This is a genomic window from bacterium (genome assembly GCA_019637795.1).
Taxonomy (GTDB): Bacteria; Desulfobacterota; Binatia; order HRBIN30; family CADEER01; genus JAHBUY01.
On the sequence record JAHBUY010000003.1, the window covers coordinates 758,341 to 779,688 of the forward strand.

Genomic DNA, 21,348 nt, shown 5'->3' on the forward strand with positions numbered 1-21,348 from the left:
CCGCGCTCCCGCGCGGCCCTCCGGTCATTTGAAGTCCTCGGTGAACAGCACCTGCTGCACGTAGACGAAGCGCGGGGTCAGGGGCGGCAGGTTGGCGGCGTTGTTGAAGGCGGGGTCGAAGTTCCAGGCGCGAGTGGGCGGGTTGTAGATGTTGCAGCCGCTGCTGTTGCTGCCGCCGGTGCCGCACCAGGCGCCGTTGACGTGCTTGGTGTCGCCGAGCGACACGAAGGAGCCCTGGTAGTTCAGCGTCGTGCCGCTCCAGTCCTCGTGGAAGCGCGGATAGTTCTCGAGTCCGCCGTTGTAGTTGCCGACCGCGCTGTTGCTGACACCGCCGAGGAAGGCGGCGTTGATCCACGTGTTCGCGCCAGTCCGTCGGCCGCCGGTCAGGTCCAGCGAGCTCTGGCCGTCGCGGCAGCGCTGATCGGTGCAGCCCGCCGCGCCCGAGCGCCAGTAGTTGCTGGACATGACGTTGATGCTGTCACCGATGATCGACGCGGGCTGGCGGGCCACGCCGCCGTTGACGGTGCCGCGGTTGTAATCGCCGATCACGTACATCGCCTGGTCGGTGGCGACGGTCACGCCGGTCGGATCCGCGGAGATGCCGATGCCGCCGGTGAGCGGAATGTCGTTCGAGCCGAAGATGCGCACGCCGTAGTTGTTGTTGGTGCTGTTCGAATTCGGGCCGGCGACGGTGGCGAAGATGACCAGACCGCCTTCGGTGTTGTCGTTGTGGGCGAAGAACGGCTCGCCGTTCTCCTTGTTCCACAGAATGAGGTCGCGGATGTTGATGTTGAGCAGCAGCATCCACTTCTTCTCGCGGTGGTTGTAGAAGCCCCCGCGCCGGTAGTCGCCGTCGAACGTCGCGACGGCCGCGCCGCCGAGAAATCCCGGACCCATCGCCTCGGCGTACGCGCCCGAGTTGGCGTTGTTTCCGGTATAGCCGGTGCGATCGGGCAGGTTCGGCGTGTAGTTGGTGCGGTTGATGTGGGTGCAGGCGCCGGAGTAGACGCCGGGCCCGCAATTGCTCGCCGCGTTGGGCACGTCGGTGTAGAAGATCGGCATCGTGCCCCGCATCCGGCTCGGGCCTTTGCTGGCGAGCTCGCCCTCGTTCCACCGTCCGTCCATCATGAAGTTGCGCAGGGCCGTCGTCTTCGTGGCATCCTGGACGCCCGCCGCGGTGACGACGTCGATCAGCATGAGGCCCGCGGGCCCACCGCCGAGCGCCGGGCCGGCGACCCCCGGATGGGCGACGATGCGCAGGTCCGCCTTGTCCCAGTAGACGCCGGGGTTGGCGGTGCCGCCGTTGCTGACCGAGGTCGGCGGCAGGATGATGTCGGGCTCGGGAATGGCGATGTTGCCGATGTTGCTGATGATCGAGCCCTTCCAGTCGGCGAGCTCGGACTGCGGCACCAGGCGGGTGGTGGTGCCGTTGCAGGGGAGCGTCTTCGGATCGAGGTCGCCGAACGGCGCCACCTTGTCCTCGAGCATGTCGATGGTGACCGTCCCGTCGCAGACGGTGGTGTCCTTGCGACCGCGGTAGACGCCCTGCCCCGCCGAGACCTGCACCGTGTAGACGCCCTGGGCCGGGTTGTCGGCGATGGTGAGGGTGTTGCCGCTGCTGCTGAGGTAGAGCTTGCCGTTGGTGTGCACGCGGCCGTTCAGGGTCATGTTCGGGCCGGGGAGGATCTCGAGGTCGTTCTTGTAGAAGGCCACGAACTGGAAGAGCGGGATGTAGCCGACCAGGAACTCGGCGCCGACGCCGGCCTCGACGTCGCCGCTCGCGTTCGTCGCGGTCGAGTTGACGATGTAGCGGTACTGGATGGCGTTCAGGCCGGAGAACAGCTCGCCCGACGGGATGACGATGTTCTGCGGATTGCCGGCGCGCTCGCTGAGCTTGTAGGTCACCGTCCGGTTGCCGACCGTCAGCGTGCGCGGGTTGAAGTCGTTGCCGGAGGGCACGTTGTATTCGAGGAAGATGTTGCGGTACTCGCCCATGCCCATGTTGAGGCCGGACTCGGCGGCGTAGAACCCGGTGATGCTGCTGCCGAAGGCGCCGCGCATCTGCTGATCGGAGCGCACCGCCAGGGCGAGCGCGATCGCCAGCGACATCAGCAGCGCCGAGAGCACGAGCACTCCGATCAGCGCCATGCCGCGCTCGTTCAGCGGCGGCGAGTTGCGACGTGTCATGCTCATCTGCCCCGTCATGCTGCTGTGCACGCGTTGTACCAATCCGCCGCGCCGTGCACTGAGCAGGACATGGCATTCGCACGCGCCGTTGCAGGCTTGCACCGGCGTCGGGAAATCGACGCCGTCGACGGGACACGTCACCCGAAGGGCGCCTGACACCTCGAGGGCGCCCGCCCCGTGGCGCCCCGGCAATCCTCGGCCGCGTCGCGGCTACTTGAAGTCCTCGGTGAAGAGGACCTGTTGGACGTAGACGAAGCGCGGCGTCAGCGGCGGCAGGTTGGCGGCGTCGTTGTACGCCGGATCGAAGTTCCACAGGCGATCCGGGGGATTGTAGATGTTGCAGCCGTTGCCGGTGCCGCACCAGTCACCGTTCACGTGCTCGGGTTGTCCGAGCGACACGAAGGAGCCCTGGTAGGTGAGGCTGGTGCCGGACCAGCTCTCGTGGAAGCGGGGGTAATTCTCGAGCCCGCCGTTGTACGAACCGGCGCCCTGATAGCCGTCCGGCGTGGTGTCGACGCCGCCGAGGAATGCGGCGTTGATCCACGTGTTCTGGGCGTTGCGCGAGGCGTTGCCGAGGCTCTGCGTGCTCTGCCCGTCGCGGCACAGGGTATTGTTGCAGGCGGCCTGGCTCTGCCAGTAGCGCTGCGAGAGCACGTTGATGCTGTCGCCGATCAGCGACGCGGGTTGGCGCGGCGGACCGGCGGGCACCGCGGCGGTGCCGCGGTTGTAGTTGCCGAGCACGTACATCGCCTGATCCGAAGCGACGGTGACACCGGTCGGGTCGGCGGACACCCCGATGCCGCCGGGCAGCGGGATGTCGGCGCTGCCGAAGACCCGCACGCCGTAGTTGTTGATCCCCGCCGACGCCGGTCCGGCGATGGTGGCGAAGATCACCAGGCCGCCCTCGCTCGTGTCGTTGGTGGCGAAGAACGGCTCGCCGTTCTGGCTGTTCCACAGGATGAGATCGCGGACGTTGAGGTTGAGCAGCAGCATCCACTTCTTCTCGCGTTGGTTGTAGAAGCCGCCGCGGCGGTAATCGCGATCGAAGGTGCCGAGCGCGGCGCCCATGAGCTCGGCGTAGACGCCGGACGCCGCGGCGCCGGCGCGTGGCCCGCCGAGCGAGCCGGGGGCGGGAATGGTGGGGCTGTACGCCGCCGCGGCGGTGTTGTTGCAGGCCGGTTGGTTGTTGCCGCAGCCGCTCGCCGGGATCGGCACGTCGGTGTAGAAGATCGGCATCGTCCCCGGGTAGCTGCTCGGACCGCGACCGGAGACGAGACCGGCGTTCCAGGTCGCGTCCGACATGAACTGCCACAGCGCGTTGGTGCGCGCGTCGTCGCGCACGCCGGCGGCGTTCACCACGTCCACCACGGCGAGGCCGCCGGGGCCGCCGGGCAGGCCGCCGGCCTGGTCGCGGTGCAGGACGATGCGCAGGTCGGCCTTCGCCCAGTACACGCCGGGATCGCCGCTGCCGCCCGGGCTGACGGTGCTCGGCGGCTTGACGATGTCCGGCTCGGGAATCGCGATGTTGCCGATGTCGCGGATCATCGAGCCCTTCCACGCCGCCAGCTCCGCGACCGGTACCTCGCGCGTGCTGCTGCCGTTGCACGGCAGGATCTTGGGATCGAGATCGCCGAACGGCGCCACCTTGTCCTCGAGCATGTCGACGCTGACCGTGCCGGTGCAGGTGTTCTGGTCCTTGCGGCCGCGATAGACGCCCAGGCCGGCCGACACCTGGACGGTGAAGACCTGCTGCGCCGGGTTGTCGGCGATGGTCAGGGTGTTGTTGGCGTTCAGGTAGAGCCGGCCGTTGGTGTGCACGCGGCCGTTCAGGGTCATGTTGGGACCGGGCAGGATCTCGAGATCGTTCCTGTAGAAGGCCACGAACTGGAAGAGCGGGATGTAGCCGACCAGGAACTCGGCGCCGACCGATGCCTCGACATCGCCGTTGACGTTCTGGGACGTCGAGTTGACGATGTAGCGGTACTGGATGGCGTTGAGGCCCGAGAACACCTCGCCCGAGGGGATGACGATGTTCTGCGGGTTGCCCGGCCGCTCCGACAGCTTGTAGCTGACCTGGCGATCGCCGAGCGCGTAGCTGCGGGCGCTGAAGTCGCTGCCGGAGGGAACGTTGTAGTCGAGGAAGATGTTGCGGTACTCGCCCATGCCCCTGTTGAGGCCGGACTCGGCGGCGTAGAAGCCGGTGACGCCGCTGCGAAAGGCCCCGCCCACCTGGGTATCGGAGCCGACCTGCAGGGCGACGGCGATCGCCAGCGACATCAACAGTGCCGTCAGGACGATGACGCCGATCAGCGCCATGCCGCGGTCATCGGCACGCAGGCGCATGGCCATGACGGCCCCCTTCCCGGTTGAGTCTATTGCGGCAGCAGATTGCGCGGCTTGACGCCCACCGACACGGTTCGCCGCAGATAGCTGCCGGTGGCGTCGGGAAGCTCCGAACGGGCGGTCACGTTCACCAGCACCTGCTCGACGACCGACCATTCGGCGTTGTTCGCCGGCAGATCGACGACGTCGCACGGCGGACAGTTGCGCCGCAGTTGATACTGGATGTTGAGCTTTTCGATGCCGACGGCGAATGACTGCGGCGATTGGTTGCCGACCTGCAGCACCAGCTCCGGCACCGTGCCGCGCCAGTTGGTGAAGTTCTGGAGGTAGAAGCGGCGCTCGTCGATGGCGTACACGCCGCTGGTCTCGGGGTAGTTGCGGCTCAGCGGCTGCTCCTTCGCGAGCTGGGTCGGCGAGGGGACCGCGATGACGTCGAAGTACTCGCCCAGGCCGTCCGGATGACGGATGTAGGCGCGCATGCCAGGGGAGAAGCCCTCCGAGCTCGAGACCGAGAAGACGCCGCCCGAGGCGGTCACCGTCGCTCCGGTCGGCACCGACGTGCGGATGCACGACAGGTCGGGGCGCGTCAGGCCGGTGCGGGTGGTGATCTGGTCCGTGTTGCCGTTGTTGATGCCGTCGAGCGAGATGAAGTCCCCCGTCACCGGCAGGCAGGCGCCGCCGAGGCGCAGGTCGCGGATGATCATGTCCACGGCGGCACGCGCGGCCTGCGTCGCCTCGACCTCACGCGACTGCCGCTTCATGTGCTCCTTGCCGGCGACGAACATGCCCGAGGTCGCGACCACGGCGAGCCCCATGAGCATGACGCCCATCAGCAGCTCGACCGCCGTGAAGCCGCCCTCAGAAGCGGCGCACTTCGGTGTAGATCGTATTGACCGTGACATTCTTCGACCCCAGCGGCTCGTTCCAGCTCACGTCGACGGCGATCGACTTGAGCCCGCTCGTCGGCGTGGCGTCCCTGACGGTGGTCCGGATCGTGAAGAGCACGCCGCCGATCGTCTTGGTCTTGGTCCCCGATGCCATGTCGCTGAAGCGCTGCGCCCGCGTCGACTCGAGCTGTTCGGCGGCCATGGAGAGCGCCCGCGTCTGCAGTTGCGAGCTCGACGCCTGGCGGATCTGCGTCACCAGGAATCGCCCCATGGTGGCGGCGGTCATGGCGAACAGGCCCAGGGCGACCAGTGTCTCGATCAACGAGATGCCGCGGGCGTCGAGGCGGCGGCGCCGGGGCTCAGTATTCTTCATAGACCTGCCCCGACGGCCATATCGAGAGCATGCGCCAGCCATTGTACGTCGAGTCCCAGAAGAGCTGGTACACCGGGTAGGTGGTGGTCACCATCATGCCGCGGGTGTTGAACTCCTGGAGCGTCGGCCAGTACCAGGTGGTGTTGACGTTGGTCGGCAGCGTGACCTGCTTCACCGTCACGTCCGTTGACCACGAGCCGTTCGCCGCCTGCTTCATCCGCTGGACCTGGTAGCTGTTGGTGGAGGTCCACTCGATGCCGAAGTGGACGCCGCTGGTGATGGCGCGATTGCGTGCCCAGCGGTAGTCCGCCACCACCTGTTTGCTGACGTTCTGGAGATTCTGCCGTCGCGTATCGAGGTGCGGCAGGCCGAGCGCCGCCAACAGGCCGAAGATGCCGACCGCGACCAGCAGCTCGATCAGCGAGTAGCCGCGCTGACCTGCCACGTGCCGTGCGATGGTCCCTGTCATCTGTCCGCCTGCCTCTCGTCGCTCCGGGAACACCACGGCAGGCGTGCAAGTGAGAGACCACCGCCCGTCAGCAGGGCGCAATGCCCCGGGACGGACTGGTCACTCGGCAAATGATCGACGAGAAAATGACGATGGCGACGAGGTGGTCACGCGGGTCGCGCTCGCTCAGTCGTCGCGCCCGCTCAGGTAGTCGGCGAGCAGGCCGCGGCTGTGCTCGTCCTCGTGGCAGTAGACGCAGAGGTTCTCCCAGTTGCTGCCGTCGGGCGGGTTGTGCTGATGATTGCCGTCCCGGTGGTGCACGGTGAGCAGGTGCAACGTGCTCGCATCGAACTCGCGCGCGCACTTGGCGCAGATCCATCCATGCAGCGCCAACGAGCGCTCGCGATAGCCCTGTGCCCGCTCGGCCGCCTGTGCCCGTGCCGCGCGCACCAGCTCCCCGGCGTCGACGGGCGCGCCACGGCGCCGCTGGCGCGAGGGGCGGAAGGAGCGGGTCATTTCGCGATCAGGTTACGCGCGGCGCTTGGTGGTGCAAGGCCGCCGTACGGGAGCGGCGCCCGTCCGGGATCTCACCGCGCCCCGAAGTAGCGCCGCGGGTTGTCGACCAGCATGGCATCGATCTTCGCCTGCGGGACGCCGGCGTCGCGCAACGCCGGGACGATGTGCAGGAAGACGTGACGCGGGTCCCACTGCGGGGCGAGCGTTTCGACCGGCAGCGGCAGCGGCCGGCCGCGCCAGCACCAGACCGAATCGTGCGAGAGCACGATCTGCCGCTCGAAGCCGATGCCGAGCAGGCCGATGAGCGACGCCAGGCGCAGGCGATCCGGGTGCAGCAGCTCGAGCCCGAAGCGATCGAAGCCGAGATAGGCGCCGGCGTCGAGCAGGTCGACGTGATAGCGCAGATCGGCGCTGCCGCACGAGTGGCCGATCACCACGTGGGCCGGGTCGACGCCCTCGGCGGTGAGGATCGCCAACTGCTCGCGCCCCATGGTCCCCTCGTCGGTGTGGGTGGTGATCGGCGCGCAGGTCGCCTTGTGGGCGCGCGCCGCGGCGGTGATCACCGCCTTCTCGTAGTCGGTGACCCGATGCGGGCCGGTGGCGACCTTGATCACGCCGGCTCTGATCCCCGTCGGGCCGATCCCCTCGGTGAGCTCCTTGACGAAGGTCTCGGTCATCTCGGCGACCGTATCGGTGAATCCGCCGCGGAACTTGTAGTACGGGGCGGCGCCCGCGTCCTCCTTGTAGAGACCGGTGGCGCAGATGACGCGGACGCCCGAGGCCTGCGACACCTCGGCGGCCAGCTCGACGTCGCGTCCGAGGTCGATCGGACAGGGGTCGACCAGCGCCGTCACCCCGAGCTCCTTGAGCTGGAGCATGTGGTCGACGCAGATCTTCTTCGCCTCCCTGGGGTCCCAGGGCGGCGCCGCGCGGTCCGATTCCCAGCCCGGCCAGCCGATCAGCAGGTGCTCGTGCATCAGCGTGATGCCGAGATCGCCGGCGCCGCAGCTCCCGGTGGCGGTGTTGATGGTGCTCATCGCGTTCCTCCGTCAATCGGTTGGCGTTCAATACCGCACCGCGAAGCCGGCGGGTGGGCCATCGCGCGGCCCCTCGCCGCGCTCGACGCTGGCGACGCGCGCGCTCGGCGGCCCCTGTCGGCACCAGGCGACCAGGCGCTCGACGGCGTCCACGTCGCCCGCGGCGACCACCTCGACTGCGCCGTCCGGGAGATTGCGCGCCCAACCGGCGAGGCCGAGGCGGCGGCCCTGCTCCACGGTGGCATAGCGAAAGCCGACCCCCTGCACCCGGCCACGCACGATCAGACGCACCGACGTCGTCACCATCGCGTCCATCCGGCCCGCTATGCCCCGTCCGCCCGCTCGAGCAGCCGCTCGAGCGCCGCCTCGTCGAGCACCTCGACGCCCAGCGTGCGCGCCTTCTCGAGCTTGGAGCCGGCGTCCTCGCCGGCGACGATGTAGTCGGTCTTGCGGCTGATGCTGCCCGTGACCTTGCCACCCGCCGCCTCGATGCGCTCGATCACCGCGTCGCGCGGCGCCGACAGCGTGCCGGTGATCACCAGGCTCCTGCCCGCGAGCGGTCCGCCGCGGGGGCGCCGCGTGGCGGGCTGCGGCCGGACCCCGACCTCGTGCAGGCGGCGCAGGGTGTCGCGGTTCTGCCGCAGTTGGAAGAAGGCGCGGATCTCGCGCGCCGTTTCCGGGCCGATGTCGCGGATACCCGTCAGCGTCTCCTCGTCGGCATCGGCCAGCGCCTCGAGGGTGCCGAAGCGCTCCGCCAGCAGCGCCGCGGTGCGCTCGCCCACCTGCGGAATGCCGAGGGCGTAGATCAGGCGATCGAGGGGCGGCTGCCGCCTGGCTTGGATGGCGCGCACCAGATTGGTCGCCGATTTCGTGCCCATGCGTTCGAGGTCGGCGAGCTGCTCGACGGTGAGGCGGAAGAGGTCGGAGACGTCCTCGACCATGCCGCCGCCAACGAGCTGCGCCACCAGCTTCTCGCCCAGGCCGTCGATGTCGAGGGCGTGCTTCGATGCGAAGTGTCGCACCACCTCCCGGCGCTGGGCCGGGCACTGGCGATCGAGACAGCGGTAGGCGGCGGCGCCCTCCTCGCGCAGCACCGCGCTGCCGCAGACCGGGCAGGTCTTCGGCATGCGGAAGACGCGCTCGCGGCCGCTGCGCCGTTCGGGGAACGCGCGGACCACGTAGGGAATGACGTCGCCGGCGCGTTCGATCAGCACCGCGTCGCCGATCCGCACGTCCTTGCGCACCACCTCGTCCATGTTGTGCAGGGAGGCGCTCGAGATGGTCACGCCGCCGACCGTCACCGGCTCGAGCTCGGCGACCGGGGTCAGAACGCCGGTGCGACCGACCGAGGCGATGATGTTGCGCACCCGCGTCTCGCCCTGCTGCGCCTTGAACTTGAACGCGATCGCCCAGCGCGGCGAGCGCGACACCTCGCCGAGCCGGCGCTGCAGGGCGACGTCGTTCACCTTCGCGACCACGCCGTCGACCTCGTACGGCAGCCGCTCGCGCTGCGCCGCGATGCGGGCATGGTAGTCGACCACCGCATCGGCGCCGGTCGCCCGTTCGTTGTACTCGCTGGTGCGCAGGCCCCAGCGGCGCAGGGCGGCGAGGAACTCCCAGTGGCTGGCGAACGCGGCCCCCTCGGTGAGGCCGGCGCTGTGGAAGAGCAGGTCGAGCGGGCGCGCCGCGGTCATCGCCGGGTCGAGCTGGCGCAGCGAGCCGGCGGCGGCGTTGCGCGGATTGGCGAACGGCGGCTCGTCCTGGCGGCGCCGCTCCTCGTTGAGCGCCGCGAAGGCGGCGCTCGGGAAGATGACCTCGCCGCGCGCTTCGAGGCGCGCCGGCGGTGGCGCGCCCGCGGCGCGGCGCAGGCGATGCGGCACCGACCGGATCGTCTTCACGTTGGCGGTGACGTCCTCGCCGGTGACGCCGTCGCCGCGGGTGGAGGCGACGGTCAGGACGCCGTCGAGGTACACCACCTCGATCGCCAGCCCGTCGAGCTTGGGCTCGACGACGTACTCGATGGGCTCGTCGCGCCGCAGCGTCCGCCGCACCCGGGCGTCGAACTCGCGGAGTTCCTCCTCCGACATCGCGTTGTCGAGCGACAGCATGGGCGCGCCGTGGCGCACCGGCGCGAAGGTGGCCGCCGGCGCGGCGCCGACCCGTCGGGTCGGCGAACGCTCGGACGCGAGCGACGGGTAGCGATGCTCCAACTCGACCAGGCGCCGGAACAGCGCGTCGTACTCGGCATCGCTGATGCTCGGCGCGTCCTCGACGTAGTAGCGACGGTTGTGCGCCTCGATCTCCTCGCGCAGGCGCTCGACTTCCTCGGCCACGGCGGCGGATGGACGCTCGGACACGCCGACTTCCTACCGCAGCGCCCGTCGCCTGTCATGGCGGGAGGACCGCCTCCCGCGCCGCCGTCGCCGCTGGCGGCGCCCGCGCGGCGCGCGGCCGCGCGGCGGCGCGGACCTCCATCGCCGACTTGACCCTTTCCCGCGACGCGGCATATACCGCCAGGCGCGCGTCGGTCGGGCCGGCGCGCCGGTATGGAGGGCGGGCTGGGCGCAGCGGCCATGCGGAGGGGTGTGAAATACTGGCGGGGCATTGGCGTGGCCCTGCTCGCGGCGGGCCTGGCCGCACCGGCGGTGGCCAACACGCGCTCGCAGCAGCTCGACGCCAAGGGGCTCGTCCCCTTCCAGGCCAAGCGCTGGCAGGAGGCGCAGCCCATCTTCAGCGCCGCCCTGCAGGCGGACCCGGACGACGCGGTGGCGGCGTACTACCTGGGCCTCACCGAGGCGCGCCTCGGCAATCGGCCGAATGCGATCCGTGACATCGAGCGCGCCCTGGCGCTCGATCCGACGCTCAAGCCGGCGCTGCTCGACCTCGGCATCCTGTACTTCGACAGCGGCCAGTATCCGGCGGCGCAGCAATGGCTGGAGCGCGCCTACCAACAGCCCGACAGCCGCTTCTCTGCGGCGCTCTACCTCGGCATCACCCGCCTGCGGCTCGGCGACCCGGCGGGCGCCCTGGCGTACCTGCGCGAAGCGCAGAAGGATCCGGCGCTGCGCCAGACCGGGCAGTACTACGAAGCGGTGGCGCTGCTGCGCGACGGACAGACCGGCCCGGGCAAGACGCTGCTGCAAGAGGTGCAGGCGGGACCAGGCGATCTGCAGACGACGCAGGTCGCCAGGCAGGCGCTCGCCGGCGGCGGCGCGATGGCGGTGGCGGCGGGCGCGGAGAAGCCCTGGTCGGTACACGCCAACGCCGGCTTCGGCTACGACAGCAACAACGGCCTCGTGCCGTCGAGCTCGGCGGCGCAGGTCGGCCTGGACACGGCCGGCGAAATGGATGGCTTCTTCCGCGTCGGCGCCGGCGGCAGCTACACGGTGGCCGACGCCGACATCGGCAGCGCCGAGATGGGGTACAACATCTACCAGAGCGTCCACTTCTCGACGCCGCGCTTCGACCTGCAGAGCCATCGCCTGAACCTCACGCTGGCGACGCCGCTCCGCAACGGCTTCTGGCAGGCCGGCGTCGCCGGCATCTACGACTTCTACCTGCTCGACTATCAGTCCTTCTATCAGGCGGGACGCGGCACGCCCTTCGTCAACTTCTACCAGGGGGACATCGGCGCCACGCAGATCTTCTACACCTTCGGCGGTCAGGACTTCTTCCGCGGCCCCTTCAACCCCTTCCGCGATTCCTACATCAACCGCGTCGGCGCCCGGCAGATGTTCCTGCTCGGCGCCGTCGACCGCTTCCTCAGCCTGGGGTACACCTGGGACAACTTCGACCCGCTCTCCCGCAACGGCACCGACTTCGCCTACACGGACAACATGTTCGACGCGGCGATCGACTTCCCGATCCTCGACTACGCGCAGGGACAGGTCGGCTACCTCTTCGACCTCCAGAACTACGAGCACCCGAACAGCCGGGTCGACTACTCGAAACGGCGCCACGACGGTCAGAACCAGGTGGTCGTGCACCTGACGCACGCCTTCACCGAGATGATCTCGGCCGATCTCGCGTACCTCGGCGTCTTCAACCACTCGAACATCTCCGATTTCGAATACGATCGGCAGATCATCCAGGCCAATGTCTGGCTGCAGTTCTGAGCGACCCATGTCCCGACGCCCCTCGCCCTGTGCCCTCCTCGCGGCGATCGCGGTCGCGGTCGCCGCCGGCGCGGCGTCCGCGCAGCAGGTGGCGAGCCTGGCAGCGGTGCGAGGCGAGGTCGAGGTGCTGCGCGGCAAGGGCGACTGGCAGCCGGCCTTCGCCGGCCATCCGGTGGTCGACGGCGATCGTCTGCGCACCAACGCCAGCGGCGGCGTGACGCTGGTGTTCAACGATGACTGCGTCGTCATTCTCGGCCCCGGCACCGCTCTCACGGTCGACCGCTACGGCGGCAAGGCGCCGCGGCGGGCGCTGCTGCGCCTGGAGAACGGCGCGATGCAGGCGATCGTCAGCGGCTACAGCGGCGAGGGCGCGCGCTTCGAGGTCGAGACCGCGTCGGCGGTGGTGCGGGTGCAGGGTACGCAGTTCGTGGTCCGCTTCGACCCGATCACCAAAGCCACCGACGTGGCTGGGCTCGAGGGCACCGTCGCGGTGCAGGGACGCACCGCCGTCATCGGCCCTGGGGTCGCGGTGGGTCGCGACGAGACGAGCCGGGTGGAGATCGGCAAGTTCCCGAGCCCGGTGCGTGAGATGTCCGCCGCCGAGCGCACCCAGATGCTGGCTGGGCTGGGGTTGTTCGGCACCGGCGGTCGCGATGGACTCGACACCGACAACCCGCTGCTCGAGGGCAGTGTCGTCGCCGAGAGCGATCACCCGCAGCTCAGCGCCGCCGCCACGGCGACGGGCGGCACGTATCTGAAGCCGCCGGTCCCCGACGAGCCGCTGATGTGGCGACTGTCTCCCGACGTGCGCGCCAACACCCAGCCGCTGCCGGTCTACGAGGCGTACCCGCCGAACGTCGTTCCGCCGCAGTGAATGCCATGGCGGATGCGCAATCGCGCGTCCGCTCCTGCTTCCCGCCGCCGATCCGAGCCATCGCCAGATTCGTCACTCGACCGCCTTCGCGCCGTCAGGTGCTAATTTCCGAGCGATCGGTCTTTTGCTGCACGGCGTAGATGTCCGCTCCACCCGATCGGCACGCGTTGGTACGGCCCGTGCTCGATGGCGGGGATACGAGCGAGGCGACCATGGAGCATGAGAACGAGGCGATGCGGAAGGAAGTGATCCTGCTGGTCGACGACGAGCAGGACCACCTGATCATCACGCGGCGATTCCTGGAGAGTCAGGGGTACGAATGTGTCTGCGCCGACCGGGGCTGGGAGGCGCTGCGGGTCCTCCAGGAACAGCCGGTCGACCTGATTCTGCTCGATCTCCACATGCCGGGCATGGATGGCTACTGCCTGGCGGAGAACATCCTGTCGCGCGAGCAGTTCCGCAACATCCCCATCGTGGCCTTCAGTTGTTACGACCTGACCCGCTTCAAGCAGCGCGCGATGCGGTCGGGGATGGCCGACTTCATTCCCAAGCCGGTCGATCGCGCCCGCCTGCTCGCCACGGTCCGCGACCAGCTCAGCCTCCGCCACCGCCTGTCGAAGATGAGCGCGGTGGAGAGCGACCTCGGCACGAGTCACTGACCGGTCGCCGCGGATCAGTCCCTGGCGCGGCCCCGGCAGGCGCCTTGCGCCACCCGTGTCGCGGGACTAGGTTCGCCCTCCACCGGAAAGGAGAGTGGCTGTGGGTAACGTGCTGGAGGTCAGCGACCAAACCTTCGACCAGGAAGTCATCAACTCATCGACCCCCGTGCTCATCGACTTCTGGGCGCCGTGGTGCGGCCCCTGCAAGGCCATCGCCCCCGTCGTCGAGGAAGTGGCCGGCACCTACGCCGGACGGCTCAAGGTCGTGAAGATGAACGTCGACGACAATCCGCAGACCCCGTCGCGGTACGGCGTTCGCGGCATCCCGAATCTGATCCTCTTCAAGCGCGGCCAGGTGGCCGACCAGATCGTGGGAGCGGTCCCGAAGGCGCATCTCGTGCGCGCCATCGACAACGCGCTGGCCTGAGCTGTTACGCTGCCAGGCTGTCAGGGGGGCCGGAGGGCGGGCCGAATCCGCTCTCCGGCCCCCCTAACGGCATGACACCGCAACACCCCAACAGCGTAACCCCCTGTCTCAGAACGTGTGCCGTCGCATGCTGATGTTCATCAGCAGCCCGACGGACAGCAGCAGGGCCAGCATCGACGAGCCGCCATAGCTCAGGAACGGCAGGGTGATGCCGACCACCGGCAGGGCGCCGCTGGTCATGCCGACGTTGATGACGGCCTGCCAGAAGATGGTGCCGGTGAGGCCCGCCGCGAGCAGGGCGCCCAGGTTGTCGCGGGCCCGGAAGGCGATGCTGGCGCCGCGCAGCACGAGCGCCAGGTAGAGGACCAGCAGGACGGCGGCGCCGGCGAAGCCCCACTCCTCCGCATACACGGAGAAGATGAAGTCGGTGTGCTGCTCGGGGAGGAACTTGAGCTGATTCTGCGTGCCCTTCAGGTACCCCTTGCCGTAGACCTGGCCGGAGCCGATCGCGATCTGCGACTGCAGCGCGTGGTATCCCGAGCCGAGCCGATCCGCCTGCGGGTTGATGAAGTTGTCGAGCCGCTTCTGCTGGTACGGCTTCAGGTGATGGTAGCCGTAGGGCAGCAGGGGCCCGATCACCAGCGCGGCAATCACCAGCAGGCGCACCGGGAAGCCGGCGATCATCAGGACCGTGAACGCGCCCATGCCGAGCGCGATCGCGGTTCCCAGATCGGGCTGCTTGAGGATCAGCAACATCGGCACGACGATCAACAGCCCCGGCCCGATCAGGCGCCGGATCGTCAGGCGGCGCTCGCCGGCCCAGCGGTGGAGGATGTGGGCGAGCAGCAGCACCAACCCCACCTTCATGAACTCGGAGGGCTGGAGGGCGACGGCGCCGACGCCCAGCCAGCGCCGCGCGCCGCCGCCGCTGACGCCCATCACCAGCACCAGCGCCAGCGCCAGCAGCAGGAGGCCGTAGATCGGGTACGCGTACCGGTTCAGGGTCCGGTAGTCGATGCTGATCGCCAGCACCATGCCGATCAGGCCGAGGCCCGCCCAGGTCGCCTGGCGCACGACGTAGGCACTCACCAGGTGACCATCGTGGAAGGTGGCGCTGAGGATGGTCAGCAGGCCGACCCCGGTCACCAGCAGCGCCAGCACCAGCAGCGGCCACTCGATGTGGGCCAGGAGGCGGCGGTCAATTCTGAGCAACGCGCACCCCCGTTCGCTCCTCCTGGAGGCGGAAGTAGGCCTTCAGCACCTCCTTGGCGATCGGCGCCGCGACGGCGCCGCCGCCGCCGTCGGCGTGCTCGACCAGCGTCGCGATGGCGATCGTCGGCTCCTCGGCGGGCGCGAAGGCGACGAACCACGCGTGATCGCGCTGGTTCCACTTCATCTGGCTCGCCTTGAGCCGGGTGCGGCCGATGGTGACCACCTGCGAGGTGCCGGTCTTGCCGCCGACCGCGATGTCGGGCAGCTTCGCGTTCTTGCCGGTGCCGCGACTGACCACGTCCACCAGCGCCTCCTGCACCTGCTTCAGCACGGTGTCCCGCACCTCCAGCTTGGCGGCGACGCGCGGCGGGATCTCCCGCACCAGCGAGCCGTCGATCGCCTCCACCCGCTGCACCAGACGCGGCTGGTAGCGCACGCCGGTGGCGATGGTCGCCACCGCTTCCGCCATCTGCAGCGGCGTCGCCGTCACCGCGCCCTGGCCGATCGCCACCGACAGCGTCTCACCCTTCTGCCAGGGCTGTTTGAATCGCTGCTTCTTCCACGCCGAGTCCGGCATCAGGCCCGAGCGCTCGTTGCCGATCTCGATGCCGGTCGGCGCCCCGAGCCCGAACTCGCGCGCGTACCGGGCGATGGTGTCGACGCCGAGTCGCGAGCCCACCTGGTAGAAGAAGACGTCGCAGGACCCCACCAGGGCGTCGTGCACGTTCACCGAGCCGTGCCCGCCGTGTTTCCAGCAGCGGAACGTGTGGTTGCCGAAGGCGAGATAGCCGGGGCAGCCGATGCGGGTGAACGGGTTGACGATCCCCTCCTCGAGCGCCGCCGCGGCGACGATGATCTTGAACGTCGAGCCGGGCGGATACTGTCCCTGGGTGGCGCGGGCGTTCAGCGGATGCCGCGGGTGGGTGGTGAGCTCGCGCCACAGGGCCGGCTTGATGCCGCCGGTGAAGGCGTTGGGATCGAAGGACGGCTCGCTCACCATGGCCAGGACGTCGCCGTTGCGCGGGTCGAGCGCGACGACGGCGCCCGCATTGTCGCCCAGCGCCCGTTCGGCGGCCTCCTGCAGCGCCAGGTCGACCGACAGCACCAGGGTGTGCCCGGGCACCGCCTCGGCCTCGTCGAGCACCCGCAGCTCGCGGCCGAGCGCGTCCACCTCGATCTGCTGGCCGCCCTCCACGCCGCGCAGATCCGCCTCCCACTGCCGCTCGAGCCCGGCTTTGCCGACGACGTCGCCGGGGCGGTAGTTGGGATGGCGCTCGACCTCCTCCTGGGTCACCTCGCCGACGTAGCCCAGGACGTGCGCCAGCGACGGTCCGTGCGGATAGACCCGACTCGGGGTCACGCGCAGCGAGACGCCCGGCAGCTCGACCTGATGGGTCTCGATCGCCGCCACTTCGTCGTAGGCGAGGTTGCGCTTGATCGTCACCTCCTGGAACGCCGGCCGGCCGGCGGCGCGATCCAGGGCGGCCTGCGTCTCGGCGGTGGTCTGGCCGAGGAAGGGCGCCAGCGTCTCGACCACCGACGGCAGGTCGCGGGCGTCCTCGGGCACCAGCACGGCATCGAACGACGCCTGGCTGTCGATCACCACCGCGCCGTAGCGGTCGACCACCCGGCCGCGCGTCGCCGGGTCGCGGCGCAGACGGATGCGGTTGTTCTCCGACAGCGCGGCCATCTCCTCGCCGTGCAGCACCTGCAGGTGCCACAATCGCGCGCCGAGGAGCAGCACGACGACGACCGCGAAGGTCATCGCCAGGCTGACCCGCCGGCGAACGACGGGCGAGACCTCGTGGACGCCGAACATCGCTCAGGCGGCCTCGCGCGGGTCGCTCATGCGCATCCCGGCGAGCAGCGCGAACACCGGGGGCGCCACCGCCGCCGCCAACGTGGCGCTGATCAGCGCCTGGCCGAACACGGGCCCCCAGTCGTCGCCGATCGTCCCGAACACGATCGACACCGCCAGGACCGCCACCGTCTTCACCCACGAGGCGAGAAACACCAGTACGACCTTGGAAATGACGTTGTCCACCCAGAGGCTGCGGCAGGTCAAGTACACGAGCACGTAGACCACCACCATGCCGAAGGCGTTGAGGCCGACGGCGCCGCCGCCCACCGCGTCCTGCACGTAGCCGAGCAGGAAGGCGCCGATCACCCCGCCCACCGTGTGGCGGTGCAGGCCGAGGAAGACGCACACCGCGAGCAGGACATCCGGGGCGATCTGAAAGCGGGTCGGGAGGGCGTGGATCAACGTCGTCTGCAGCAACACCCCGAACCCCGCGACCAGCGCGATCGCGGCCACCGCCCGCATTACGCCGGCGGCTCCTCGGACACCGGCGCCGGCGACACCAGCATCACCTCCTCCACCTGATCGAGCTCGGCGCTCGGGTGGACGGTCGCCGACTGCAGCAGGCCGCGGTGGCGCCGGCCGACCTCGACGACCTCGCCGATGGTCATGCCCTTGGGGAAGACGCCGTCGAGGCCGGAGGTCAGCACGCGGTCACCGATCTTCACGTCGGCATCGCGGTTCAGGTAGTTCATGTAGCAGTCGCCGTCGCTGCCGCCCTGGACGACGCCGCGGGCGCGGGTGCGATCGACGATCGCGTCGATGCCGCTGTTGTGGTCGGTGAGCAGCGCCACCCGCGACACCGTGTGGCTGACCTCGACGACCCGGCCGACCACGCCGTCCCTCGCCACCACCGCCATGCCCCGGGTGACGCCGTCGCGGCTGCCGCGGTCGATGGTCAGCGTCGTCGACAGCGGACCCGGATCGCGGGCGATGACCCGCGCGCCGTACGCGGTCGACGGCAGTTGGGCGCGGAACCCGAGCAGCGCCTGGAGCCGCTGGTTCTCGCGCTCCATCTCCGCGAGGCGCGACAACTGGCTCTCCAGCGCCGCCACGCGGACCCGCAGCTCGTCGGCTTCGCGGCGGGCGTTGACGACGTCGATGTAGCCCGCCCAGAGCTGCCCGGTGCCCCGACCGATCCAACTGAACACGACCTGGAACGGCGCCAGCGCGTCGAGCAACAGGCGGCCAACCGGATCGCGGCGCTCGGCGCGGACGCTGACCGAGACGAGAAGCAGGGAGCAGACGAGCAGGCTGGCCGACGCGACGAGGACGCGGTTGCGGCGCAGAAACTCCATTTCACTGGATCGTGACGTCCTTCAGCAACGTCAGCTCATCCAGCACCTTGCCGGCCCCCATCACCACCGCGGTCAACGGATCCTCGGCGAGATGGACGGGCAGCCCCGTCTCCTCGCGCAGCAGCACGTCGAGATTGCGCAGCAGCGCCCCACCGCCGGCCAGGGTGATGCCCTTGTCGACGATGTCGGACGCCAGCTCGGGCGGCGTGCGCTCGAGGCCGATGCGCACCGCGTCGACGATCTGGCTGATCGGCTCGAGCAGGGAATCGCGAATCTCCTCGTCGGAGACCTCCACCGTCTTCGGCACCCCGGCCACCAGGTCGCGGCCCTTGATCTCCATGGTCTGGATCTCGTTGCCCGGATAGGCGGAGCCGATCGTCAGCTTGATCAGCTCGGCGGTGCGCTCGCCGACCAGCAGGTTGTACTTGCGCTTGATGTACTGGACGATCGCCTCGTCCATCTTGTCGCCGCCGACGCGCACCGACTTCGAGAAGACGATGCCCTTGAGCGAGATCACCGCGACCTCGGTGGTGCCGCCGCCGATGTCGACGATCATGTTGCCGGTCGGTTCGGTGATCGGCAGCCCGGCGCCGATCGCCGCCGCCATCGGCTCCTCCATGAGGTAGACCTCACGGGCGCCGGCGGCCTCGGCCGATTCCTTCACCGCCCGCTTCTCCACCTCGGTGACGCCGAAGGGAACGCAGATCACGATGCGCGGCCGCACCAGGGTGCGGCGGTTGTGGATCTTGTGGATGAAGTAGCTGAGCATCGCCTCGGTGATGTCGAAGTCGGCGATGACGCCGTCCTTCAGCGGCCGGATGGCGACGATCGAGCCGGGGGTGCGGCCCAGCATCTTCTTCGCTTCCGCGCCGACCGAGAGGACGCGGCGGCCGCCGCGGGCGTCCTTCTGGACCGCGACCACGGAGGGTTCGTTGCAGACGATGCCTTCGCCTTTGACGTAGATCAGAGTGTTTGCCGTCCCCAGATCGATCGCCAGATCGTTGGAGAACATGCCAAGCAGGAAATTCAGCACCATCCGCCGCCCGCCTCGCTTTGCCTGGGTAGTTGCCGCTGTGTGAAGGTGTGGAGCGTAAGCGCCGTACCAGAATTGCCCTGGGCGGGCAAGGTTGGGCGGCCCGCAAGTTGCTTTTGAAACGTGGGTTCTTTATCGTCCGGGGCTTCGCAAGGAGAGCTGTACCGTGCTGGATGCGCTACGCAAACGGGGCAATTCGCTCGCCGTTCAGGCGTTCTATCTGATCATCGTCGCGGTGTTCGTCTTCTGGGGCGTCGGCACCATGCGCGCCAACCGGATGGAGGTCGCGGCGCGGGTCAACGACGAGGTCATCACCAAGCGCCAGTACGACCGCGCCTACACCAACCTCGTCAACATGTACCGCAACATGGGCCAGCAGGCGGCGCCGCCCGACGCGCTGCTGCGCTCGCAGGCGATCGCGCAGTTGATCTCGAACGAGCTGTTGATCCAGGAGGCGCAGCGGCTCGGCTTCGAGGTCGACGAGAGCGAGCTGCGGCAGTCGATCGCCGGCATGCCGAGCTTCCAGACCGATGGGCGCTTCAACAAGGACGCGTACGTCGAGATCCTGCGCCAGAATGGCTTCAAGCCGAGCGACTTCGAGGAGCTGCAGCGCCGCCAGCTCCTGGCCGGCAAGGTCGAGGAGCTGGTCGCCCAGGGGGCCTACGTCAGCGACGAAGAGGTCAAGGAGCGCTTCCAGTTCGACAACGAGCGCCTGAGCCTGCAGTTCATCCGCCTGCCGGTCGCTCGTTTCCTGGGGCAGGTGACGGTGAGCGATCAGGAGGTCGAGGCCTACTACAACGAGAACCAGGAGAAGTATCGCGAGCCGGAGCGGGTGAGGATCCAGATGGTCGAGTTCAACCCAACCGAATTCGCGGCCAAGGTCACGCCGACCGACGACGAGATCAAGGAATACTACGAAGCCAATCTCGGCCAGTTCCAGAAGCCGGAGGAGGTGCGGGCGCGCCACATCCTCTTCACCGTGAAGCCCGACGCCAGCGACGCCGACAAGGCGGCGGCGCGCAAGAAGGCCGAGGAGGTGCTCGCCAAGGCCAAGGGCGGCGCCGACTTCGCGGCGCTCGCCAAGGAGTTCTCCGAGGACTCGACCGCCGCCAGTGGCGGCGACCTGGGCACCTTCGGGCGTGGCATGATGACGCCGCCCTTCGAGGCCGCGGCCTTCGCGCTCGAGCCAGGGCAGGTGAGCGACATCGTCGAGACGCAGTTCGGCTTCCACATCATCAAGCTCGAGGAGAAGCAGGCGGCACGCACCGAGTCGCTCGACGAGGCGAAGGACGCGATCGTCAGCGAGCTGAAGAATCGACACTCGCGCCAGGTGGCCCTGGACGCGGTGGAAAAGGCGCACGACGCGGCGCTCGACGGGACGCCGCTGGAGAAGATCGCCGCCGACTACGGCCTGACGGTGAAGACGCCGGCGCCGTTCGCCGGCACCGAACGGGTCGACGGGCTGCCGCGCAAGCCGCTGAACGACGAGGCGTTCAACACCGAGGTCGGCGAGATCGGCGAGGTGGTGACCGAAGCCGGGGGCTACACCATCCTGAAGGTGGTGGAGCGGATCCCGTCGACGGTGCCACCGCTCGACCAGATCCGCGCCAAGGTCACGGACGATCTGCGCGCCAAGAAGGCGGCGGAGCTGGCCCACCAGCGCGGCGAGGAGATCCTCGCCAAGTTGAAGAACAAGGAGGACATCCAGCGCGTCGCCAGCGAGGCGGGCCTGGCGGTCGAGGAGAGCCGCGAGATCGGACGTTTCGGCGGCTACCTGCCGAACATCGGCAATGCCCAGGCGCTCAAGGATGCCGCGTTCGCGCTGACGCCGGAGAGCCCGGTGGCGCCCGCGGTGTACGACGCCAACGGCGATGCCGTGGTCGCCGTGCTGATCGAGCGCCTGCCCGCGGATCCGTCGCGCTTCGACGGCGAGAAGGCATCGATCGAGGACCGCCTCCGCGGCCAGGCCGCGGCGGCCGCCGTGCGCACCTTCGTCGATCAGCTCAAGGCGAAGTCGAAGATCGAGTACGGCATGGGCGTCACCGGCACGATCGACCTCGGCTCCTGATCCACGGAGGCCC

At 69.1% G+C, this 21,348-nt stretch carries 19 protein-coding genes; 5 read left to right on the plus strand and 14 right to left on the minus strand.

Going from position 1 to position 21,348, the window contains the following annotated elements:
• Nucleotides 1-24: 24 nt before the first annotated feature.
• From KF840_13230 to ligA, 9 genes are all read right to left on the minus strand, one after another.
• Nucleotides 25-2,193, minus strand: a complete 2,169-nt coding sequence (locus KF840_13230; protein ID MBX3025864.1) for a pilus assembly PilX N-terminal domain-containing protein — start codon at nucleotides 2,191-2,193, stop codon at nucleotides 25-27.
• A 204-nt stretch (nucleotides 2,194-2,397) separates the two neighbouring features.
• The gene (locus KF840_13235; GenBank protein MBX3025865.1) at nucleotides 2,398-4,536 is read right to left on the minus strand and encodes a pilus assembly PilX N-terminal domain-containing protein; all 2,139 of its coding nucleotides are present in this window, start codon (nucleotides 4,534-4,536) and stop codon (nucleotides 2,398-2,400) included.
• 23 nt (nucleotides 4,537-4,559) lie between these two features.
• Nucleotides 4,560-5,360 (minus strand): hypothetical protein, encoded by an 801-nt coding sequence (locus tag KF840_13240; protein MBX3025866.1) that lies wholly within the window; start codon nucleotides 5,358-5,360, stop codon nucleotides 4,560-4,562.
• Between the two features lie 28 nt (nucleotides 5,361-5,388).
• Nucleotides 5,389-5,790 (minus strand): hypothetical protein, encoded by a 402-nt coding sequence (locus tag KF840_13245; GenBank protein ID MBX3025867.1) that lies wholly within the window; start codon nucleotides 5,788-5,790, stop codon nucleotides 5,389-5,391.
• Nucleotides 5,777-6,235 carry a prepilin-type N-terminal cleavage/methylation domain-containing protein gene (locus tag KF840_13250; protein ID MBX3025868.1) on the minus strand — a complete coding sequence of 153 codons (459 nt, stop codon included), beginning with the start codon at nucleotides 6,233-6,235 and terminating at the stop codon, nucleotides 5,777-5,779. The genes KF840_13245 and KF840_13250 overlap by 14 nt, the downstream gene beginning before the upstream one ends.
• Nucleotides 6,236-6,424: 189 nt before the next feature.
• Nucleotides 6,425-6,754, minus strand: coding sequence for a YajD family HNH nuclease (locus KF840_13255; GenBank protein MBX3025869.1), 330 nt, complete (start codon nucleotides 6,752-6,754; stop codon nucleotides 6,425-6,427).
• 71 nt (nucleotides 6,755-6,825) lie between these two features.
• Entirely contained in the window at nucleotides 6,826-7,791 is a 966-nt protein-coding gene (locus tag KF840_13260) for a phosphotriesterase-related protein (protein ID MBX3025870.1), read from the minus strand.
• A gap of 27 nt (nucleotides 7,792-7,818) precedes the next feature.
• Nucleotides 7,819-8,097 carry an acylphosphatase gene (yccX, locus tag KF840_13265; protein MBX3025871.1) on the minus strand — a complete coding sequence of 93 codons (279 nt, stop codon included), beginning with the start codon at nucleotides 8,095-8,097 and terminating at the stop codon, nucleotides 7,819-7,821.
• 17 nt (nucleotides 8,098-8,114) lie between these two features.
• Nucleotides 8,115-10,124 carry an NAD-dependent DNA ligase LigA gene (gene ligA, locus KF840_13270; GenBank protein ID MBX3025872.1) on the minus strand — a complete coding sequence of 670 codons (2,010 nt, stop codon included), beginning with the start codon at nucleotides 10,122-10,124 and terminating at the stop codon, nucleotides 8,115-8,117.
• Nucleotides 10,125-10,376: 252 nt separating this feature from the next.
• Between ligA and KF840_13275 the strand changes: the two genes are divergently transcribed.
• The 4 genes from KF840_13275 (at nucleotide 10,377) to trxA (ending at nucleotide 13,866) form a co-directional block, all read left to right on the plus strand.
• Nucleotides 10,377-11,906 carry a tetratricopeptide repeat protein gene (locus KF840_13275; protein MBX3025873.1) on the plus strand — a complete coding sequence of 510 codons (1,530 nt, stop codon included), beginning with the start codon at nucleotides 10,377-10,379 and terminating at the stop codon, nucleotides 11,904-11,906.
• 7 nt (nucleotides 11,907-11,913) lie between these two features.
• Nucleotides 11,914-12,780, plus strand: coding sequence for a FecR domain-containing protein (locus tag KF840_13280; protein ID MBX3025874.1), 867 nt, complete (start codon nucleotides 11,914-11,916; stop codon nucleotides 12,778-12,780).
• A 212-nt stretch (nucleotides 12,781-12,992) separates the two neighbouring features.
• Nucleotides 12,993-13,439, plus strand: a complete 447-nt coding sequence (locus KF840_13285) for a response regulator (protein ID MBX3025875.1) — start codon at nucleotides 12,993-12,995, stop codon at nucleotides 13,437-13,439.
• A gap of 94 nt (nucleotides 13,440-13,533) precedes the next feature.
• Nucleotides 13,534-13,866: a thioredoxin gene (gene trxA / locus KF840_13290; GenBank protein ID MBX3025876.1), complete on the plus strand. Its 333-nt coding sequence runs from the start codon at nucleotides 13,534-13,536 to the stop codon at nucleotides 13,864-13,866.
• A gap of 108 nt (nucleotides 13,867-13,974) precedes the next feature.
• On the opposite strand, the gene rodA is transcribed toward trxA, so the two are convergent.
• From rodA to KF840_13315, 5 genes are read right to left on the minus strand one after another with little or no spacing between them, the layout of a single operon-like run.
• A complete protein-coding gene (rodA, locus tag KF840_13295) occupies nucleotides 13,975-15,078 on the minus strand; it encodes a rod shape-determining protein RodA (GenBank protein MBX3025877.1) in 1,104 nt (367 codons plus the stop codon).
• A complete protein-coding gene (gene mrdA, locus KF840_13300) occupies nucleotides 15,065-16,897 on the minus strand; it encodes a penicillin-binding protein 2 (GenBank protein MBX3025878.1) in 1,833 nt (610 codons plus the stop codon). Before mrdA ends, rodA begins: the two co-directional genes overlap by 14 nt.
• A gap of 3 nt (nucleotides 16,898-16,900) precedes the next feature.
• Complete coding sequence (gene mreD, locus KF840_13305) at nucleotides 16,901-17,401, minus strand: rod shape-determining protein MreD (protein MBX3025879.1); 501 nt, start codon at nucleotides 17,399-17,401, stop codon at nucleotides 16,901-16,903.
• Entirely contained in the window at nucleotides 17,401-18,234 is an 834-nt protein-coding gene (gene mreC, locus KF840_13310) for a rod shape-determining protein MreC (protein MBX3025880.1), read from the minus strand. Before mreC ends, mreD begins: the two co-directional genes overlap by 1 nt.
• A gap of 1 nt (nucleotide 18,235) precedes the next feature.
• Nucleotides 18,236-19,246, minus strand: a complete 1,011-nt coding sequence (locus tag KF840_13315) for a rod shape-determining protein (protein ID MBX3025881.1) — start codon at nucleotides 19,244-19,246, stop codon at nucleotides 18,236-18,238.
• A gap of 187 nt (nucleotides 19,247-19,433) precedes the next feature.
• On the opposite strand from KF840_13315, the gene KF840_13320 reads away from it, so the two are divergent.
• Nucleotides 19,434-21,335, plus strand: a complete 1,902-nt coding sequence (locus KF840_13320; GenBank protein ID MBX3025882.1) for a peptidyl-prolyl cis-trans isomerase — start codon at nucleotides 19,434-19,436, stop codon at nucleotides 21,333-21,335.
• The last annotated feature ends 13 nt before the right edge of the window (nucleotides 21,336-21,348 follow it).

Excerpts from the sequence above, each read along its gene's own strand:
- KF840_13240 (MBX3025866.1), bottom strand. The coding sequence starts at position 5,360 with ATGGGCGTCATGCTCATGGGGCTCGCCGTGGTCGCGACCTCGGGCATG.
- KF840_13260 (MBX3025870.1), bottom strand. The coding sequence starts at position 7,791 with ATGAGCACCATCAACACCGCCACCGGGAGCTGCGGCGCCGGCGATCTC.
- KF840_13230 (MBX3025864.1), bottom strand. The coding sequence starts at position 2,193 with ATGAGCATGACACGTCGCAACTCGCCGCCGCTGAACGAGCGCGGCATG.
- mreC (MBX3025880.1), bottom strand. The coding sequence starts at position 18,234 with ATGGAGTTTCTGCGCCGCAACCGCGTCCTCGTCGCGTCGGCCAGCCTG.
- yccX (MBX3025871.1), bottom strand. The coding sequence starts at position 8,097 with ATGGTGACGACGTCGGTGCGTCTGATCGTGCGTGGCCGGGTGCAGGGG.
- KF840_13245 (MBX3025867.1), bottom strand. The coding sequence starts at position 5,790 with ATGAAGAATACTGAGCCCCGGCGCCGCCGCCTCGACGCCCGCGGCATC.
- mreD (MBX3025879.1), bottom strand. The coding sequence starts at position 17,401 with ATGCGGGCGGTGGCCGCGATCGCGCTGGTCGCGGGGTTCGGGGTGTTG.
- KF840_13255 (MBX3025869.1), bottom strand. The coding sequence starts at position 6,754 with ATGACCCGCTCCTTCCGCCCCTCGCGCCAGCGGCGCCGTGGCGCGCCC.
- KF840_13285 (MBX3025875.1), top strand. The coding sequence starts at position 12,993 with ATGGAGCATGAGAACGAGGCGATGCGGAAGGAAGTGATCCTGCTGGTC.
- mrdA (MBX3025878.1), bottom strand. The coding sequence starts at position 16,897 with ATGTTCGGCGTCCACGAGGTCTCGCCCGTCGTTCGCCGGCGGGTCAGC.
- KF840_13280 (MBX3025874.1), top strand. The coding sequence starts at position 11,914 with ATGTCCCGACGCCCCTCGCCCTGTGCCCTCCTCGCGGCGATCGCGGTC.
- KF840_13315 (MBX3025881.1), bottom strand. The coding sequence starts at position 19,246 with ATGTTCTCCAACGATCTGGCGATCGATCTGGGGACGGCAAACACTCTG.
- KF840_13235 (MBX3025865.1), bottom strand. The coding sequence starts at position 4,536 with ATGGCCATGCGCCTGCGTGCCGATGACCGCGGCATGGCGCTGATCGGC.